This is a genomic window from Bradyrhizobium sp. sBnM-33 (genome assembly GCF_032917945.1).
Lineage (GTDB): Bacteria > Pseudomonadota > Alphaproteobacteria > Rhizobiales > Xanthobacteraceae > Bradyrhizobium.
Window position 1 is genome coordinate 4,535,003 of sequence record NZ_CP136624.1, and the last position, 17,968, is coordinate 4,552,970.

Consider the following 17,968-nt stretch of genomic DNA (forward strand, 5'->3'; position numbering starts at 1 on the left):
AAAGGCTTCGAACTGGTATTTTATCAAACAGGCTAGCGAGCAGGGGGCGTATGTTCGGAATTCTGGGGTTGGGGTTTTTGCTGGGCATGCAGCATGCGCTCGAAGCCGATCACATCGCCGCCGTCTCCAGCATCGCCGCGCGCCGCAGCCGTGTCGCCGATATCGTCAAGCACGGGCTGACCTGGGGGCTCGGCCATACGCTGACGCTGTTCGTCTTTGCCGGCGCGGCGATCCTGCTTGGCCGCGCGATCCCGGACGACGTTGCCCGGCCGATGGAGACCGCTGTCGGCATAGTGCTGGTCGGCCTCGGCGCCCATGTGCTGTGGCGGCTGTGGCGCGACCGCGTGCATTTTCACCAGCACGGCCACGATGACGGCACGGTGCATTTCCATGCCCACAGCCATACCGGCGAAACCGCGCCGCATGCCCGCGCCGCCCACATCCACGAACATGGCTTCCGCTGGCGCACCCTGCTGGTCGGCTTGATGCACGGCATGGCGGGCTCGGCCGCACTTCTGGTGCTCGCGGTCACGCAGGCGTCCAGCGCTGCCGTCGGGCTCGGCTATATCGCGCTGTTCGGCGTCGGCTCGATGATCGGCATGGGCGCGCTGTCGACGGCGATCGCAGTGCCGCTTGCGGTCTCCGCCCGCTGGCTCACCTGGGCCAATCGCGGCTTGCAAGGGGCGGTGGGGCTTACCACGATCGCGATCGGAATTATGACGGTAGTCGAGACGGTGCTGGCCTGACGCGGCATCGTCTCAGCGTTAGGGGCCGACAATAATTATAAAGTGTTTGGAGGAAATGGAATGAAGCGCCGAGATTTTCTGGCCGGAAGCGCCGTATGTTCGCTGGCGGCGATAACGGGCAAGGCATTCGCGCAGGCCGGGCCGCTGACCAAGATCATCTTTCCTTTTGCGGCCGGCGGCGGCGGGGATGCACTTTGCCGGCTGCTGGCGCAGCACATCAGCCCATTGCTCGATCGCAACATCATCGTCGAGAACCGCACCGGCGGCGACGGGCTGATCGGCATCAAGGCGGTGAAGGGGGCCAATCCCGACGGCACCACCGTCCTCGTCACCACGGGGCCGACGATGTATCTCTTGCCGATGGTCGAGACCACGCCGAGCTTCGACGCGGCGAAGGATTTCGTTCCGGCCAGCCAACTCGTGCGGTTCGAATTCTGTGTCTTCGTCGGTACCGCCGTCCCCGCCGAGGTCAAGGATTTCAAGCAATTCGTCGCCTGGCTGAAAGCCAATCCGGACAAGACGACGTTCGGCGTGCCCAGCAACGGCACCATTCCGCACTTTACCGGCTCGCGGCTCGAGCAGGCGCTGGGCGTCAAGCTGACCCGCGTGGCCTATCGCGGCAGCGCGCCGATCATCAACGACCTCGTCGGCGGCCACATGCCGTTCGCGATTTCCACGTTGACCGATGCCATCCCGCAGCATCGCGCGGGCAACGTCCGGATTCTCGCGGTCGGCAGCGCGCAGCGCTCGCCGTTCCTGCCCGACGCGCCGACGCTGAGAGAGAGCGGGGTCGATCTGGTGGCGGACGCCTGGTACGGCATGTGGCTGCCGGCCGGCGCCTCGCCGGATCTTGCGAAAAAGCTGAGCGGGGCAGTTGCCACCGCGCTCGCCAAGCCGGAGGTCAAGGAAAAGCTTTCAGCCATCGGCCTGATCCCGGTCGGCTCGACGCCCGAAGCCCTGACGAAGGAGCTCGCTGCCAATACCGCCTTCTGGCAGCCGATCGTGAAGGAGACGGGGTACAAGATCACGAATTAGAGCATGATCCGCAAAAGTGGTACCGGAAACTCATGGAGCATTGACCAGAAATCAAGCTGGCACACCACAGGAGGGTTCCTTGGGCAGTGAAGGTAGAGTGACGAACAAGCCGCGTGAAAAACCTGCTGCATAGTTTGTCATGCGACCGATCTTCCATCCGAGCCTGGTCAACGGTCGCTACGGCGACCCGACGGTCTATGTGGAGACACTGTTCAAAACGGACAGCGTGCTGTTTGATCTCGGGGAAATCACTTCACTGTCGCCGCGGAAGCTGCGACGCGTCGATAAGATCTTCGTCTCGCATGCGCATATCGATCACTTCGTTGGCTTCGATCATCTGCTCCGTTTGCTCGTAGGACAGGAGAAAACTGTACATCTTTACGGCCCGGCCGGCTTTGCCGAGCGCGTCTTTCACAAGCTTCAGGCCTATCAATGGAATCTGGTCGAGAGCTACGGCGCCGACCTTGTCTTCGTTGTCAGCGAAGTTGAGGCGCCGAACTCCATCTCGACCAGGCAGTTCCGGTTGAAGAGGGCTTTTGCCGCGGAACCGCCGGTGTCGAAGACAATTCTTGACGGTGTCCTATCTGACGAGCCGACCTGCCGCGTCTCAGCCGCGATCCTCGAGCATGGCACGCCCTGCCTGGGCTTTGCCCTGCAGGAGGCGGCTCATGTCAACGTTTGGAAGAATCGACTATCCGAGCGCGGGCTTCCGGTCGGTCCGTGGTTGCAGTGGCTCAAGCAGGCGGTTGTGGAAGGCCGGCCGGACGATCATTTGATACGGATCGATGGGGCGGCGGCTTCAGACGGTCGCCTCGAGCCGCTCGGCAATCTGCGTGACCTCCTGACTGTCACTGCCGGCCAGAAAATTGCTTACGTTACCGATGTTGCCGACACGCCAGCCAATCGCGCCGCCATCGTGACGCTCGTTCAGAATGCGGACATCCTCTTCATTGAGGCGGCATTCGCAGGCACAGATGCCGCATTGGCGAGGGACCGGGCCCATCTTACAACGACGGCTGCCGGAGAAATAAGCGCGGGAAGCCAATGTGCGCCGTGTCGAGCCGTTTCATTTCTCTCCGCGCTATGCGGGAGAGGAGGAGCGGATGCTGGCCGAGGTGATGACGGCATTCAGGGATTCCACATCTGACGCAAAAACCTGAGCGGTATTTTCATGCTCGAGGAAAGACAGTTACCGGCTGGGCATCCGAAATTGGTGCGGCTCTTTCTATGCGGAGATGTCATGTGCGGCCGCGGCATCGACCAGGTGTTGGCGCACCCCTGCAGACCCGAGATTTACGAACATTATGTGCGATCGGCGGAGGGGTACGTGCTGCTTGCCGAGCAGGCGAACGGGCCCATTCCGCGGCAAAACGGGCCGTCCTACGTTTGGGGCGCTGCGCTGGGCGAGTTGGAGCGCATGCAGCCGGACGCACGGATCAGCAATCTCGAAACGGCAGTGACCCGCAGCAACGACCGCATGAACAAGGGCATCAACTACCGCATGAGCCCCGAAAATGCAGAATGTCTCGTGGCGGCCGAGATCAACTGCTGCGTATTGGCCAACAATCATGTGCTCGATTGGGGCCGCGCCGGCCTGCTGGAGACGCTGGCTACTCTGCAAAAACTCAACGTCAAGGTAACGGGCGCGGGGCGCAACGATCATGAAGCGCGCGCACCCGCGGTGCTGAACCTTGGCAAAGCGAGGCTCCTGATCTTTTCGTTTGGGTCGACATCTAGCGGCATCCCGCTCGAATGGGCTGCGACGTCAGACGCGCCAGGCGTCAACTTACTGCCTGACTTGTCCGAGGCGAGTGCGTGGGAGGTCGCCGACCAGATCATGGCGCTCAGGAGGCCGGGCGATCTCGTCGTCGTTTCAATCCATTGGGGATCCAATTGGGGATATCACATTCCCCGTGAGCAGAAAGCTTTGGCCCGGGCTCTCATCGACAAGGCAGGCGTGTCGATCGTTCACGGGCATTCCTCGCATCATCCGCGAGCGATCGAAATTTATCGAGACCGCCTCATTCTCTATGGCTGCGGTGATTTCCTGAATGACTATGAAGGCATCAGTGGTTACGAGCGCTACCGTGACGACCTTGCCTTGATGTATTTCGCCGACCTGGATCCGGCCAGCGGAAGCCTCCAAGCGCTCAAACTGGTTCCCCTGCAGATCAAGAACTTTCGTCTCTGCATTCCAGCACAGCAGGATATCGAATGGATCCAGCAGACACTGGATGGGAGATGTCAGCAGTTCGGAACGAGGATCATTCCTGATTCCGAACGGCAGCTTGTCGTTATCGGGCCTCGGGCAGGGCCCTAACCCTGCTCGCGCCCGCTTTCGGCGCGACGCGGACCACCTGCGAACGCTGACGTCTGCGCCCTTCCTTGAGGCTTCATTCCGATCTTCTCACTGATCGCGCCGAGCTAGGCTGCGTTCTGGCCCGATGCTTCGTGCGTTGATGACGGATAGCGCGCTCAACCGCTGAGAGGAAAGAGGCGATCCAATGATCGAGGATCCAGCCGGCCTGGCCAAGTCCTTGCTGGCCAAGTCCTCGATTGCCTTGTTTTGTCTGTAACGCCTGCGTCATGATTAGCCACCTTTGCCACCGGAGAGCAGCGCTCCGGTGGCGTAAGAAACGACAGCGCGGTCAATCTTATCGCCGCGCTTCGAGCACGATGTTGAAGGGTGTCTCGGCTGCGATCCGGACACGGCTAAATCCTGCTTCGCGCAGAACCGCTTCCAACCGCTTTGGTCCTGCCTGCCCACCGAGGGCGAGCCCTACCTCCTGCGCCAGGGAAACCGGCGTGCAGATCATGGTGGAGCCGGCATAATAGAGGCGGCCGACCGGATTGATATTGTCCTCCAGCCGGTCTCCTGCAAGCGGCTCCACGGCCATGAACGTGCCGTCAGGGGCGAGAGCCTGCAGAATGCGGCTCGCTGCGCCGACGGGATCACCAAGGTCGTGCAGCGCGTCGAAACAACAGATTAGGTCGAAATTGCCGCCAACAAAATTCTTGGCCGTGGCGACATCAAATTCCGTCCTGGCTGCTACGCCGTCGCGTTTCGCGGCGTCGCGGGCGCAGGCGATCGAATCTTCGTGGTTGTCGATCCCGAGAAATCTGGACCGTTCGAATGCTTTTGCCATCAGGATGGTTGAGATGCCATGGCCGCAGCCGATATCCGCGACCCGCGCACCGCGGCCAAGCTTTTCGACCACGCCGTCCAATGCGGGAAGCCATTCCTGCACCAGATGGGCTTTGTAGCTCACGCCGAAGAAGCGCGCCATTCCGCTGAACAGGCAATTGCATCGCCCGTGATAACCGGCGGCGCCGCCGTTGCGGAAAGCCTTGCTCACCTTGGGCTGGTCAACCATAACGGCCTGGCAAACCTCGAACGAGCCCAGCATGTAGACCGGGCTGTCAGGATTGCCGAACACCATGGCCTGCTCGGGATTCATGGAGAAGCGCTTGGTCGTAGCGTCGTAGTCCAGATAGCCGGCGGCGGCGTGAGCGCTGAGCCATTCGCGCACAAGGCGCTCGACTGTTCCGGTACGGCGCGCCAGCTCTTCCGGCGTCACCGGTCCCGACGCGGCGAGCGTGCTGTACAGTCCGAGTTCGTCGCCAATGCGCACCAGCGGTGCAATCATGGCGGCGCCGAGATCGCCCAGTATCCGCGTAACAAATACTTCCAGCTTCTGCTCGTTTAATTCTCTGACCATCATGTTCATTGCTGCCTCCTTTGGCGCGATGGGACATAGGTCCTCGCGGGGGGTGCGGCAAATGACCAGACTGCCGGATGGCTTGACTGAGCGTCTGAATCCTTCCTATTTTTGCCGTTCGTCCGAGAAGCGTGACCGATCGTCCGATTGGAGCTGCGACTATGGGGGCGGATGCCCTGTCCGATGTGTTGCGCGCCGTACGACTTTGCAGTGCGATGTTCTTCCATCTTGACGTCCGCGCACCATGGGCTGCCGCGGCGCCGGCCTCGTCCGCCTGCGCTTCAGCCGTGTTGCCGGGGGCGCAGCATGTCATCGAGTATCACGTTGTTGTCGACGGGTGCTGCTGGGGCGGGCTGATCGATGAGCCATCCGTACGGCTCGAGGCGGGCGATATCATCGCATTTCCGCAAGGTTCAGCGCATGTGCTTTCCAGTGCGCCGGGCATGCAGGCGGTCCCTGACCTGAGTTACTATCATCGGCCGACGGCTGACCAGCTTCCCCGCAAGCTCCGCCTCGGCGACAACGGGCCCGCCGACGCGCGCATCCTGTGCGGATTTCTCGGCTGCGACGCGCGTCCTTTCAACCCACTCCTGGAATCGCTGCCGGCCGTCCTTCATCTGCGCGGAAGCTCATATCGGGAGAATTCGGGACTTGGTTACCTGATCAATGCCGCACGGGTTGAATCGGAGGGGCGCCGGACCGGCGGGGAGGGCGTGCTGGCCCGGCTGGGCGAACTGCTCTTTGTCGAGGCGATCAGGTGCCATATTGAAGCGCTTGGCCCCGAACAGACCGGCTGGTTTGCCGGCTTGGCCGATCGACACGTCGGTCAAGCGCTGAATCTCTTGCATGGCGAGCCAGCGGCCAATTGGACATTGGATGAGCTCGCGAAGGCCGTGGGGCTGTCGCGATCGACGTTCGCGCAGCGGTTCACCCATCTGATCGGGCAACCGCCGATGCAGTATCTGACGCGCTGGCGCATGCAACTCGCTGCCGGTCTGCTAGCGTCTGGAAGCGATCCGATCGCCCGCGTGGCGGAGGCGGTTGGCTATGATTCCGAAGCCGCCTTCAATCGTGCGTTTCGCAGAACGGTAGGGACACCACCGGCGGCCTGGCGGCAGACGCAGATATCGCCGGAGTAGGCGCTCAGAGGATGCGTTCCTGATGGCTGGTCGCGGAGTTCGGGCGGTCAGCCTCATTCTCGTCAGAGCGATTGCCCTGGTGCTTAGCGTCGTGAGGTAAAGGGCTCACGAAACGATCGTGACTGGTTGGCTGAATGGCAACACCTGCGGGGAAAATTATCGCAACGCGTGGTGTTCCCGAGACCCTGTACGATGCTAATCGCCTGAATTAGTGCATGATTTGTCAAGGTTGGCAGCGCCTTCGCGCGCTCGAAGGGCCGTCAAACGTGCCCCGTCCGCGTTTTGACTTGATGGTGATTTCCTAGTTTAACTACCATTCTGTTTCTGACGGAAGTTGGGGATCGAAGCAGGTGCGCTGGGTTTTTGGTTGACCCGTTTCACCGCGTCTGCCGATAGCAGGGGGATAAGCACCGCATGAATTCGTATTTTCGGCGGCAGCTTGCGGATTACGTTGAGTATCATCGTGATCCCTGGAACTGCGCAATGCATGTGTTCGGCATCGTGTCCCTATTCCTGGCCGCTATCGTTCCGCTCAGCTTGTGGTCCATCAACGTATTCGGGTTCCAAACCAGCGCGGCAACCATCGCTGTCATACCGGTGCTCGTCTACTGGTTACTGCTCGATTCCGCCCTCGGAGCCGCGATCCTTGGGGCCGCAATTGTGTTGCTCTCAGTCGCCGCCATGATCGTCGGTAATATGACGACTGCCGGCATGTGGTCACTTACGGTGGTCCTGATTGTCGTCGGCGTCGCATCGCAGATTATTGGGCACCGCGTGTTCGAGCAGCGGCAGCCGGCGCTGGTCGACAATCCTACTCACCTGTTGCTGGGCCCAATGTTTGTCATGGCAAAGCTGTTTATCGCGCTGGGCTTTCGGCGCGATCTCGCCATCATCATCCAAGTGCATCCGCAAGGCGCTGCATCTTGATCTCAAATACTTCAGCTTGAGACCATCGGCAGCATGACGCACATACTGGTCACGGGCGGCAGTGGATTCGTCGGAAAGCACCTCGTCTCGGCGCTGATAGCGCGAGGTCGGCAGGTGAGGGTGCTCGATCTTCAGCCGCCCCCTCGCGCGTTGCCGCAGGTTCAGTATGTCAGGGGATCGGTACTTGATCGCGACCTGGTTGACCGCGCGATGGATGGGGTCGACGAGGTCTATCACCTGGCCGGCCTGCCGGGGATGTGGCTGCCGCGGAAGGCCGATTTTCACGCCGTCAATTTCGGCGGCACCGAGATCGTTATTGAGACGGCGCGCAAGCGCGGCATAAAGCGCTTCCTGCACTGCTCGACGGAGTCCATTCTGTTCCGTGCCTCGCCATCGATGATTCCTGTCGCTGACGATGCGTTGCTGCCGGACGATATGCCGGGTCCATATACGCGCTCGAAAATGCTCGCCGATCGGTTCGCTATGCAGGCGGCCGCATCCGGATACCCGGTGGTTATCGGCTGTCCCACCATGCCCGTCGGGCCTTATGACCACAACGTTACCCCGCCGACGGCGATGCTCCGGTATTTTCTCAAACGGCGTCTTCATTTGCACCTTGATTTCGTCGTGAACCTCGTCGATGTCCGCGACGCCGCCGAAGGGCTGATCTTTGCCATGGAGCGCGGCCACGCTGGACATCGCTACGTTCTCGGTGGCGAAAGCATGCCGCTAAGACGGGTTCTCGAACTCATGGCTGATATCAGCGGCCGCCGCGTCCGGTACATTCAAGTGAACGGCAAGGTCGCCGAAATGGTCACTGCAACGCTGGAATTCATCGCCGATCACGTGACGCGCCGGCCTCCGTCCGGTACGGCCGAAGGCGTTCGTATCGCATTGCGGGCGGGGGCGTTGTCGATCGAAAAAGCGCAACGAGAGCTGGGCTATGCGCCGGGTCCCGTCGAACCCGTATTGCGTGAAACCATTGCGCATCTGCTTGATGCCGGGCACAATCAACCTGAATGGGATTTAGCGCCGAGTACGCGTTTCACGTCGAGCGCCTGTTCGGCGGTTGATCCAATCGCCTAAGATGGTCCGCGACATGCTGAACGATCCTGGTCAATGGCTGGCTTTCGCCTTGAGTGGTTGGACCACTAGCTGGCCCACACAGTTGCTCGCCATCATCTGGATTTTGTGGGTCATGAGCTGGGTTTTGGCGTCGTTCTGGTCTGGTCAAACGAAGAAACACGTGATGACCTGGGACTCGCTCAAATACCGCTTCCCCATTCTCGTAGGGGCCATTCTTTTCTTGCCATTGACTGGCAAGGTCCTGGGGGAAAAGCCGCTCTGGCAGTTTGGCAGCCTTGGCATCTACGTGCTCGCCTGCCTTGTCCTTGCGGGGATCTCATTCACATGGTGGGGGAGAATTCATCTCGGACGATTCTGGTCGAACGCGATCACGCATAAGGAAGGTCATCGGGTCATTGACACCGGTCCCTACGGGCTGGTGCGCCACCCGATCTATACGGGGCTTATCGCCGGAATGCTGGTGACGGGTATAGCGGTCGGAACAGTGAGCGCGATGCTGGGGGCGGCGCTGATCTCGCTCGGGATGGGATTGAAGGCTCGCATGGAGGAGGGCTTCCTCACGGCGGAACTCGGTGTGGATGCCTATGGATCGTATTGCCGTCGCGTTCCGATGCTGATCCCGTTCCTGCCGCGCACCTGACGTCGCTCTGCACCTACCGTTTTCGTCGCGACGCCGCTGACGTCGCGACAGGTGGGACGAGGCGGCGCGGAACCAGGACGGGTTGGCCAACTGACAGCGGTGCACTGTCAGAATACTGATTGGCCTGGGTCAGTGACCACAGCGGTACATGGTTCAGTGCCGCAAGCCTCTGCAAGGTATCGCCCGAACGGGCGAATTGCTGCGTGCCGCTGTCCCACAGTTCCAGCGGGGCATCAGGAGGAACCACGTAGCGCAGCGGCACTGCCTCTCCCTTGGCCGGCAAAGGCGTCGTCGCAAGTTGCGCAATGGCTGTCACCAGTTGCTCGTGGACGGAATCCATCTTGTCGATGTTGATGTGGGTGACTTCGCCGTGCTGCTTCAAATCGAAGCTCGCGTAGTGACCCTGGTAACCCTGCTCCGCCACCACATCGCCGCCGCCCAATATACTGTCGGACAGGAAAATGTTGATGTAAACGCTCGACGTTCAGCGGCACCTTCGGGCTTGCCTGAGCCGGATCGATGGTGACCACCAGACTTGCCGGGATGTTTTCGGACTTCAGTATGCCGGCGAACGTCAAGGCGCACAGTCCGCCCATCGAATGACCGATCAGGACGATCGGAGCAGGATCGTTCCGGAAATCGCGGATCGCCTGATCCGCAATCAGCCGACAAATCGTGAATTCGTAGACGTCAGCCCGGATACCGGCTTCCTGGAGACGATTGGTCAGGCGATCCATCCCCCGCGAAAAGATCGGGCCGAGCGCGCCGCGGAACAGGTAGACGCGCGCCTGCGGCTGAGTCGCGGCTGGCGGCGTGTCGGGGGCGACCGTCGCGACAGCATTGGTCGTGCGTGCAGCCGGACCGGCGACCGCCACATTGCAGACGGCCGACAAGATGCAGACGGAAAGGGCTGCACGGATCACCACGGCTGCAACCAGCGTCGGACTTCTCATGTACATTCCGCTCGCGATTTAGGCGTAGAGGTGCCGGACCTCGAATGCCGGCGGGCCACGCCACCCAGCGCTCTGCGGGTGATCTATCGTCGAGGAATTAGCAGAATTTGCGGCGCTCGTAGTTGGCGCAGCCACCTGAACCGATCGAACCGAACTACTACCGTACCGCCGCGGCGCTTGCCGTGCCGGGCCTCGTCGCGTTTGCCGCTTCAGGTTGCCGCGGCCTCTGCGCCCCCGAAGCTGGTACAGATCGGCCGAAGACGACAGCGTCGATCTCGCTTATCACCTTCTGCTGCATGATCAGGTTCTTTTCGATCGACATGTGCCCGACGCCAGGCACGTCCTGCACATTCACATTCTCGAGCTTGCCCTGGAATTGTCCGGTTTTCTGAACCGGCGTGCCGGCGCCGTTGGCGATGTAGAAGTTTATATAGCGTCCCACGCGTCCCGAGAGGCTGGTGCGAAACACCGAATCCAGGCCGATGGCGAGCCTAACGGGAGCGCCAAGCTGATCCAGCTTGGCGACCATGTCGGGAAGCGCGGTCGCGCCCGAGGAATGCCCGACCAGAATGATCGTCTTGATCCTGCCACTCTTGTATCCGGCGGCGGCTTCGTCGGCGAGCGACGACCAGGAGGCAAAGTTCGCGACAGTGACCGGGATGCCCTGCGCCCGCAGCTTTACCGCAATATCATCGAGACCCAGGGAGAAAATATTGAGCACGCCGCGGAGCAGATAGACATGAGCAGTCGAGGCTGCCGACGCGGAACTCCTTGCCTGTGCGGGGCTTGCGCCGATCGCCAGGAGCAGCAAGACCGCGATAGCCATCGCGTGCACTCGACGCAACGATGCCCGGCAGAGAAAGGCTAACCAGCCGACAGATCCGATATCGCCGCGATATGGCTTCATTGCGCCCCTCGAAGTGCTGCGAAGTCTTTCGCCAAGCGACCGTAGCGCCCGCGCGCTCGGAACTGCAATAAAACGTGGCGTGAACAGCCGCAATTTACCAACACGACGTGTCTCCGCCGCAACACCAGTTTTCAGACTCCTCAATGGATTTCGCCAAGGCGCCCGGAGCAGAACGCATCGTGCCGCGGGCGATAATGCTGCGAATTTCTGGTCGTTGGAACTCTGAGGCCAAGGCCGCCCTTTCATTCAATTGCGGGAAAATCACGATTGCGGCGGTCCGACCACTCAGATTTCGACCAGCAGGTGGCTCGTCGAGCGGTGTGCACCCCGATGGTGCGGTCGCGGTACCGAAGCGCAACAGACGACCACAATCAGATGTCAAAAGTAGAATTGAAATGAGGGAACCCACCAGACTCAGCTTAGATCCCGTACAGGTTGGATTTGGCAGGGGGCACCAATGCCATACTTCAATTTTGATCTCGTCATCGGCGCGGAGCTCAAAAACCAGGGCGGCATGTTTCTCGAAAACACAGAAAATGCGATCGATAAGGCCGAAAGCCTCGCGAGCGAGCTTCGCATCGTTCGTCCCGAGCTGTGTTCCACGGGATGTGCTGTGCGTGTCACCGACGGAGACAGTAACGAGCTCTACCGTACTCCGGTTGAACTTATCGGCCGCGGATGAAATCGTCCCGTCGCGTACGATGTGTCGTAAGCGCACGGGATCGAATTGGCCTGAAGTGTAGGTTACGGCAAGGGCAGTAGTTGAGTTGGTGGCGATTTCTTGCCGAGGGGGCAGCTCGTTCGGTCCTTGAGGGAATGAATCTGGGCTGCAGATTCGTTGAAATGGTTCGGATCAGATGCCGATGACTCGGTCGCGCTCATAGGCTCGGCCACGTCGGCATTCGATGACGATTCCACGTAACTAACAACGGCGAACGTAAGGGCGAACAGGGTGAAAAGCCCGACCACTGCTATCGTGCCCATTCCCTGCCAATCGATTTGGCTATTGAATAATGGCATGGCTCGTCTCCCGAAGCCGGGTTTGCGACGGCCTTAAATCAACTCGCGATTCTCAACTGTGAAGTGCCTCACGTCTCACGCTCACTTGATGCCGAGACAGAATGCCGGACGTCTTCTTGCTTGGGCGATTCGTCGCGCAATGAGCATCACCGGTCTTATGGCTTGATCCCGATCTTCTCTCTGATCGCACCAAGCTCGGCCTCGTCCCAGATGCCGATCAAAACGCCGTTCTTGACCTGCAATTGCTGGGCGGCATAGGCGGCAATTTTTGCGTTCGGCGTGGTGATGTGCATCTTCGGGTGCAGCGCCCAATCGAACAGCTCCGACTGCAGCCGCGCCACGATATCGGCGCAGGCGGGATCGGCGCCGCGATCGACAAATTCCTGCGGATCGGTTTCGAGATCATAGAGCATCGGCCGGAAGCCGGACGCGTGAATGTATTTCCAGCGGCCGTCGAACACCATGAACAGCCGGCAGCGCTCGATCGGCTGGTTCAGCATCACGCGCACGTCCTGCATGGCGTAGTCGTATTCGGAGAACACCACCTTGCGCCAATCGGCAGGCTTGTGGCCATACAACAGCGGCACCAGCGAGCGTCCTTCCACGATGTGATCCGGCGGCGTTGAGCCGAAATAATCGATGAAGGTCGGCGCCAGGTCGATCGCCTCGACCAGCGCATCGCTGACCGTGCCGCGCGTGGCGTCGGCGGCAGGCGAGGGATCGATCACGATCAGCGGGATTTTTGCGGATTGCTCGTGGAACAGATCCTTCTCGCCCATCCAGTGATCGCCGAGATAGTCGCCATGATCAGACGTGAACACGATCATGGTGGTGTCGAGCAGACCGCGCGCTTCCAGGAAGCGCATCAAGACGCCCATCTGGTCGTCGATCTGCTTGATCAGGCCCATATAGGTCGGAATGACCTTCTCGCGCGCCTCGTTGCGCGACATGTTGCGCGAATAGCGCATGTCCATATAGGCGGCGAACACCGGATGCGCGTTGGCGCGTTCCTCCTGCGAGCGGATCACCGGCTGCACGTCCTGCGGACCGTACATGCTGGCGTAGGGCTCCGGCGCGATATAGGGCCAGTGCGGCTTGATGTAGGACAGATGCAGGCACCATGGCCTTCCGTCGTGCTCGGCTTCCGCGATGAACTCCATCGCGCGTCGCGTCATATAAGGCGTCTCGGAATGCTCGTCGGGCACCCGCGCGGCCTTGTCGGCATGAACCAATAGCCAGCCGGTCTGCAAGGTCCCATCTTCCGCCGCGCCGGAATTGGCCCAGTGCTCCCAGGGGTTGGGCGCGTCATAGCCGTGCTGGCGTAGATAATTGTCGTAGGCCGGGCGCGGCCGTCCCGTCGGATGCAGGCCGTCGTCGCGCTCATAAGGCTCGAAGCCGCATTCCGACACATGCACGCCGATGATCGAGTCGGCGGGGATACCGAGATTCTTCAGTCCCTCCAGGTCGGGCGCCATATGCGTCTTGCCGACCAGGACGTTGCGCACGCCGATCTTCTTTAAGTGATCGCCGAGCGTCGGTTCGCCGATGCGCAGCGGCCAGCCGTTCCAGTGCGAGCCATGCGAGCGCATGTAGCGGCCGGTATAGAACGACATCCGTGACGGCCCGCAGATCGGCGATTGCACATAGGTGTTCGAGAACAACACGCCGCGTTTGGCCATCGCGTCGATGTTCGGCGTCTTCAGCACAGGGTGGCCGGTGCAGCCGAGATAATCGTAGCGAAGCTGGTCGCACATAATCCAGAGCACGTTCTTCGCAGGCATCTTGGCTGTCATCTCAGGCATTTCGGGTGTCATCGGGAAGGGGCCGGGATGGTGCGATATGTCAGCGCAAATGACAATCGAGCGGGTGGCTAGATCCGAGGCGTTAACATTTGGATAGCGCCATTTCTCGCAATTGAATGGCGATCCACGGTTGCGCGTTAGCCTTACCGCCAGTTTGGCCGGCCGCCTTAACCCTTGGGACCGGCGTGTTGGATTAAATTGGGACTCGGAAAACCGGATCCCAAGCAATGCGCATTGGCGTCACACTGGCACTTTTGATCGCGACGATTTCGGCCGCCTTTGCCGGCGGCGGCTTCGAGATCGTGATTCCGGGCCGTCCCGGCGTTCCCGTCATCATAAACGGCGTCGACGCATCCTATGCGGTGGTCGAGGGTGACTGGGGCCTCGGCAAGGGCACCCATGTCGAGCCGACCGTCTATGGCGGCCGCTATATCGATCCGGTCCCGCGCGTCGGTCATTACTATCCGAGCGCCGGCCGCATGCCCGGTTACGGGCGCCTTGAAATCGAGCCGCCGGCGAACCGGCGGCTGCCGCAACCGGCCGAGAGCTACCATCAGTCCTGGTCGGCGCAGTCGGCGCCGCTGCCGGCGCAGTCCAACGTGCCGGTCGATCCGCCGGAGATCATCTACGCGCCGCGCGACGACAGGCGATGGCCCCACCACTTTCCACGTTAAGACCAAGCAAAATAAGGACAGGAGAGAGTAATGCGTCAGATACTTAAGGGATTGATCGCGGCAGTGGCCGTCATGGCCGCCGCGCCCGCGATGGCCTGCGGCTACGCCCCTTGCGCAGCGCCGGTCTATGTCGCACCGGCCGTGACCTACGGCTATGCCGGCTGCAGCCCCTGCGGCGGCTGGGTCCGCGAGCGTCTGCCCGATCCGGAGCAGCAGTATTATTACGTCAACCAGGGCCCGACCTATACCGGCCCGGGCAATTGGGCGCCGCGTCCGGTTTATCGCGAAGGCTCGATCTCCGGCTACGGCTATGGCTACAACCGCCCGTATCGCGCGTACCGCCACTATCACCGCCACAGCTATCACCACGGCTACGCGCCGCGCTATTACCACGGTCAGCGCGTGCTGCGCCGGTACTACTGATCCAACGATAGCCTGAGAGTTTCAGCGCCCGTTCGCTTGTCGCGAGCGGGCGTTGTTCATTTCATCAAGCCCAATCGGCTCGCGCCGATATAGAGCGCGAGCACTGCGGCGTTCGACACGTTCAGGCTCTTGATCTCGCCGGGCACGTCAAGCCGCGCCACCGCGCGGCAGGTCTCGCGGGTCAGTTGCCGCAGGCCCTTGCCCTCGGCGCCCAGCACCAGCGCCAGTGGCTGCTGCAAAGGCACGGCGGCGAGGTCATCGGTCCCCTCACTGTCGAGCCCGACTGTCAAGAAGCCGCGGTCATTCAACTCGGTCAGCGCGCGGGCGAGATTTTGCACCGTCACCAGCGGCACCAGTTCCAGCGCGCCGGAGGCGGATTTCGCCAGCACGCCGGTAGCCTCCGGGCTGTGGCGGGCCGTGGTGACGATCGCCTTCACCGCAAAGGCGGCCGCCGAGCGCATGATGGCGCCGACATTGTGCGGATCGGTGATCTGGTCGAGCACCAGCACGATGCCTTCCTGCGGCAGCGTTTCGATATCGGGCGAGGGCAGGGGATCGGCCTCCGCCAACAGCCCCTGATGCACGGCGTCGGGCCCAAGCCGCTGGTCGATTGCGTTCGGCCGGACGATTTCGGGGGCAACGCGGGTGTCGATATTTTCGTCCGCCAGCCGCCGGGCGGCGTTTTCGGTCAGGAACAGCTTTCGGATCCGCCGCTCGGGGTTGGCGAGGGCCGCCGAAACCGTGTGCCAGCCATAGAGAATCACCGGCCCGTCGGGGCTCGAGTCCCGGTCGCGCCAGCCCGGCGGACGGGCCAATTTCCGCCCTTTTTCGAAGTGTTTGCCGCCGCCGCGGCGGAACGGCGGTTTTCGGTCGCGATCGCTCATGGAGAGCTTGTGTCACGGAGGCCGGAATATGGCAATTTGGCCTCATCGAACCTATTTTTGGTGGTCCGTGTTGGTTGACTTTGCCATCCCGCTTCGCCCATAAACGCGCCGGTCGCAGCCGTTTTTGAAACGGGCTTTCGGCCTCAGCGTCATCCTTGGGTCCGGTCCTCCGCCACTCGGGCGGCCGGTCCGGTGACGTTGTCGGACGGGGAAGTGTCCCGAGTGGCAAAGGGAGCTGACTGTAAATCAGCCGCCGTATGGCTTCGAAGGTTCGAGTCCTTCCTTCCCCACCATCCTGCTTCGCGCCAACGCGCTTCGCAGGATTGCAGCCTGCCTGACCGCGAAGCAGGATGCCCTCCGAAGCCTTGGCGAAGGAGGGCCGCTCCAGATGCACTACGTGTACTTGTTACAAAGCGAGAGCTTTTCCGGCCGACGTTACGTCGGAATGGCATCTGATGTTCAGAGGCGATTGTCGGACCATAATGCGGGCAAGTCTCCCCATACCTCTGAATTTCTTCCTTGGAAGCTGGTTACATACGTTGCGTTCTCGAACGAACAGAAGGCGCGCACATTCGAGCGCTATCTGAAATCCGGTTCTGGGCACGCGTTTGCCAGAAAACGGCTTTGGTAGACCGCCCAACCCAACCCGCCAGCAGGGCCAAGCCCCGAAATTCAACGACAGGTGCTCGGGCGGAACGGAAGCGCTGTTCGCTCGGTAGCATCGAACTCCGCAGCGTACAGTTCCCGAACAGTTCGGTGGCACTCGCACGCGCGGCGCTGCAGGAGAGCCATATCGAGAATGCTTATGTTGCCCCTGCTGTACGAGATCAGCCCTTCCTTTTGCAGTTGGCTGGCAACGCTGGTTACGCTGGTTCGCCTCACACCCATCATCTGCGCCAAGAATTCCTGCGTCACCTGCAGTTCGGTGCCCACCAGATCGCACATCCTGACCAGCCACTTACACGTCCGCTGTTCAACGGTGTGAACCGCGTTGCAGGCAGTCGTCTGCTGCACCTGGGCGAGGAAGAATTGTTCGTACTTGATGAGCAGCGCGAGCAGGTCAGGAGAAGACAGGGCAACTGCTTTGAGGTGCTCGGCGTCCATGACGCTCGCAAGGCCGGATACCTGAACGACTACTTTGTGCAGCGACGCCTTGCTATCCAGCGCTTGTGCAGCTCCGAAAGCACCATCGTTGCCGATCATGCCGCTTTCGATCGCCCAACCATCTTCCAGTTCAACAACGGAGGAAAGTATGCCGCCATGCGGGAAGTACACCTGATTGACGCGCGCGCGGCTCTCCGCAACGACCTTGCCGCGTTGCATTTCGATAACGCGAAGATGCGGCCGGAGGTCTTCAAGATCGACAGGGCTTGCTCGGGACAGAATACGATTTTTTGAGTGAAGCATCGTGCTCTCCTCATCCTTTGCAGGCGGGAGCACAACACTCTCAGTCACCGACGCCCACGGGCGGTTGTGTCGGTGATGCACTCAATGTGGAGATCGTAGGCCCGGATAGCGAGTCAATTATTGTGTCGTATTTTGAGCCCCTTGCAGTGCAGTATGGTGAAGCATCAGCCCTGACCGGGTCCGCTCGAGGTTTCCGGCAACGCTTCACCGGGGAGATAAAGTCTGATCGGGCGGATTTCGTAGACGGCGGACGGATTGACACGCCGCAGGTCGCGGGCAATCGCGATCGCTTCCTCCTCGTTGGCGCAATTCAATACGTACAGACCCAGCAACTGCTCCTTGGTCTCGGCAAACGGGCCGTCGATAACCATTCCCGCGCCCGGTCCGCGCAGGGTGCGGGCTTCCGCCGTTCCGCCGAGCCGCGCCGCCGGCCCGAGCACCTTCTTGGCGTTGAGCCGCTCATGCACGGCCAGCAATTCGGTCATCAGGGCCGCGTCCTCTTCCGCCGTCCAGGATGTGACCTCGGCTTCGACGTGATAGGCCAGCATGGCGTAGAGCATCGCTTTCTCCTTTATGGCGGGCCGGACTGGCTGCCTTTCGAGGACG

General features: G+C 61.1%; 20 protein-coding genes and 1 tRNA gene. 13 read left to right on the plus strand and 8 right to left on the minus strand.

Annotated elements, in window-relative coordinates:
* Positions 1–50 precede the first annotated feature (50 nt).
* From RX328_RS20875 to RX328_RS20890, 4 genes are all read left to right on the plus strand, one after another.
* Positions 51–746: an urease accessory protein gene (locus RX328_RS20875; protein ID WP_213245640.1), complete on the plus strand. Its 696-nt coding sequence runs from the start codon at positions 51–53 to the stop codon at positions 744–746.
* 60 nt (positions 747–806) lie between these two features.
* Positions 807–1,781 (plus strand): Bug family tripartite tricarboxylate transporter substrate binding protein, encoded by a 975-nt coding sequence (locus RX328_RS20880; RefSeq protein ID WP_213245638.1) that lies wholly within the window; start codon positions 807–809, stop codon positions 1,779–1,781.
* 139 nt (positions 1,782–1,920) lie between these two features.
* The gene (locus tag RX328_RS20885) at positions 1,921–2,928 is read left to right on the plus strand and encodes a ribonuclease Z (protein ID WP_213245636.1); all 1,008 of its coding nucleotides are present in this window, start codon (positions 1,921–1,923) and stop codon (positions 2,926–2,928) included.
* A gap of 93 nt (positions 2,929–3,021) precedes the next feature.
* Positions 3,022–4,101 carry a CapA family protein gene (locus tag RX328_RS20890; RefSeq protein WP_249725970.1) on the plus strand — a complete coding sequence of 360 codons (1,080 nt, stop codon included), beginning with the start codon at positions 3,022–3,024 and terminating at the stop codon, positions 4,099–4,101.
* Between the two features lie 334 nt (positions 4,102–4,435).
* Here RX328_RS20890 and RX328_RS20895 read toward each other — a convergent pair whose 3' ends face one another.
* Positions 4,436–5,509 carry a class I SAM-dependent methyltransferase gene (locus RX328_RS20895; RefSeq protein ID WP_249725969.1) on the minus strand — a complete coding sequence of 358 codons (1,074 nt, stop codon included), beginning with the start codon at positions 5,507–5,509 and terminating at the stop codon, positions 4,436–4,438.
* Positions 5,510–5,661: 152 nt separating this feature from the next.
* Between RX328_RS20895 and RX328_RS20900 the strand changes: the two genes are divergently transcribed.
* From RX328_RS20900 to RX328_RS20915, 4 genes are all read left to right on the plus strand, one after another.
* On the plus strand, positions 5,662–6,639 hold the full coding sequence (locus tag RX328_RS20900) for an AraC family transcriptional regulator (protein WP_213245632.1): 978 nt from the start codon (positions 5,662–5,664) through the stop codon (positions 6,637–6,639).
* 414 nt (positions 6,640–7,053) lie between these two features.
* Positions 7,054–7,566: a DUF962 domain-containing protein gene (locus RX328_RS20905; RefSeq protein ID WP_213245630.1), complete on the plus strand. Its 513-nt coding sequence runs from the start codon at positions 7,054–7,056 to the stop codon at positions 7,564–7,566.
* A gap of 33 nt (positions 7,567–7,599) precedes the next feature.
* Complete coding sequence (locus RX328_RS20910; protein WP_213245628.1) at positions 7,600–8,652, plus strand: NAD-dependent epimerase/dehydratase family protein; 1,053 nt, start codon at positions 7,600–7,602, stop codon at positions 8,650–8,652.
* Positions 8,653–8,665: 13 nt separating this feature from the next.
* Positions 8,666–9,292: a methyltransferase family protein gene (locus RX328_RS20915; protein WP_213245626.1), complete on the plus strand. Its 627-nt coding sequence runs from the start codon at positions 8,666–8,668 to the stop codon at positions 9,290–9,292.
* A gap of 13 nt (positions 9,293–9,305) precedes the next feature.
* Here the strand turns inward: RX328_RS20915 and RX328_RS20920 are convergent, their stop codons facing one another.
* Positions 9,306–9,734: a LysM peptidoglycan-binding domain-containing protein gene (locus RX328_RS20920; protein ID WP_249725968.1), complete on the minus strand. Its 429-nt coding sequence runs from the start codon at positions 9,732–9,734 to the stop codon at positions 9,306–9,308.
* Positions 9,735–10,402: 668 nt separating this feature from the next.
* Positions 10,403–11,071, minus strand: coding sequence for a hypothetical protein (locus RX328_RS20925; protein ID WP_249725967.1), 669 nt, complete (start codon positions 11,069–11,071; stop codon positions 10,403–10,405).
* Between the two features lie 538 nt (positions 11,072–11,609).
* Here RX328_RS20925 and RX328_RS20930 point away from each other — a divergent pair.
* Complete coding sequence (locus tag RX328_RS20930) at positions 11,610–11,834, plus strand: hypothetical protein (RefSeq protein WP_213245622.1); 225 nt, start codon at positions 11,610–11,612, stop codon at positions 11,832–11,834.
* 62 nt (positions 11,835–11,896) lie between these two features.
* Here RX328_RS20930 and RX328_RS20935 read toward each other — a convergent pair whose 3' ends face one another.
* Both RX328_RS20935 and RX328_RS20940 read right to left on the minus strand, forming a co-directional pair.
* Positions 11,897–12,172 carry a hypothetical protein gene (locus RX328_RS20935; protein ID WP_213245620.1) on the minus strand — a complete coding sequence of 92 codons (276 nt, stop codon included), beginning with the start codon at positions 12,170–12,172 and terminating at the stop codon, positions 11,897–11,899.
* A 155-nt stretch (positions 12,173–12,327) separates the two neighbouring features.
* Complete coding sequence (locus tag RX328_RS20940; RefSeq protein WP_213246304.1) at positions 12,328–13,965, minus strand: alkaline phosphatase family protein; 1,638 nt, start codon at positions 13,963–13,965, stop codon at positions 12,328–12,330.
* Between the two features lie 236 nt (positions 13,966–14,201).
* Here RX328_RS20940 and RX328_RS20945 point away from each other — a divergent pair, with 236 nt between their 5' ends.
* Entirely contained in the window at positions 14,202–14,648 is a 447-nt protein-coding gene (locus RX328_RS20945; RefSeq protein WP_213245618.1) for a hypothetical protein, read from the plus strand.
* A 30-nt stretch (positions 14,649–14,678) separates the two neighbouring features.
* Positions 14,679–15,071, plus strand: coding sequence for a hypothetical protein (locus RX328_RS20950; protein ID WP_213245616.1), 393 nt, complete (start codon positions 14,679–14,681; stop codon positions 15,069–15,071).
* 56 nt (positions 15,072–15,127) lie between these two features.
* On the opposite strand, the gene rlmB is transcribed toward RX328_RS20950, so the two are convergent.
* Positions 15,128–15,955 carry a 23S rRNA (guanosine(2251)-2'-O)-methyltransferase RlmB gene (gene rlmB / locus RX328_RS20955; RefSeq protein ID WP_213245614.1) on the minus strand — a complete coding sequence of 276 codons (828 nt, stop codon included), beginning with the start codon at positions 15,953–15,955 and terminating at the stop codon, positions 15,128–15,130.
* Between the two features lie 207 nt (positions 15,956–16,162).
* Between rlmB and RX328_RS20960 the strand changes: the two genes are divergently transcribed.
* Positions 16,163–16,248, plus strand: a tRNA-Tyr gene (locus RX328_RS20960).
* Positions 16,249–16,400: 152 nt separating this feature from the next.
* Complete coding sequence (locus RX328_RS20965; RefSeq protein WP_317258806.1) at positions 16,401–16,586, plus strand: GIY-YIG nuclease family protein; 186 nt, start codon at positions 16,401–16,403, stop codon at positions 16,584–16,586.
* Between the two features lie 41 nt (positions 16,587–16,627).
* On the opposite strand, the gene RX328_RS20970 is transcribed toward RX328_RS20965, so the two are convergent.
* Both RX328_RS20970 and RX328_RS20975 read right to left on the minus strand, forming a co-directional pair.
* Complete coding sequence (locus RX328_RS20970) at positions 16,628–17,362, minus strand: Crp/Fnr family transcriptional regulator (RefSeq protein WP_213245610.1); 735 nt, start codon at positions 17,360–17,362, stop codon at positions 16,628–16,630.
* A 164-nt stretch (positions 17,363–17,526) separates the two neighbouring features.
* Entirely contained in the window at positions 17,527–17,922 is a 396-nt protein-coding gene (locus RX328_RS20975) for a YciI family protein (protein ID WP_213245608.1), read from the minus strand.
* Positions 17,923–17,968: the final 46 nt, after the last annotated feature.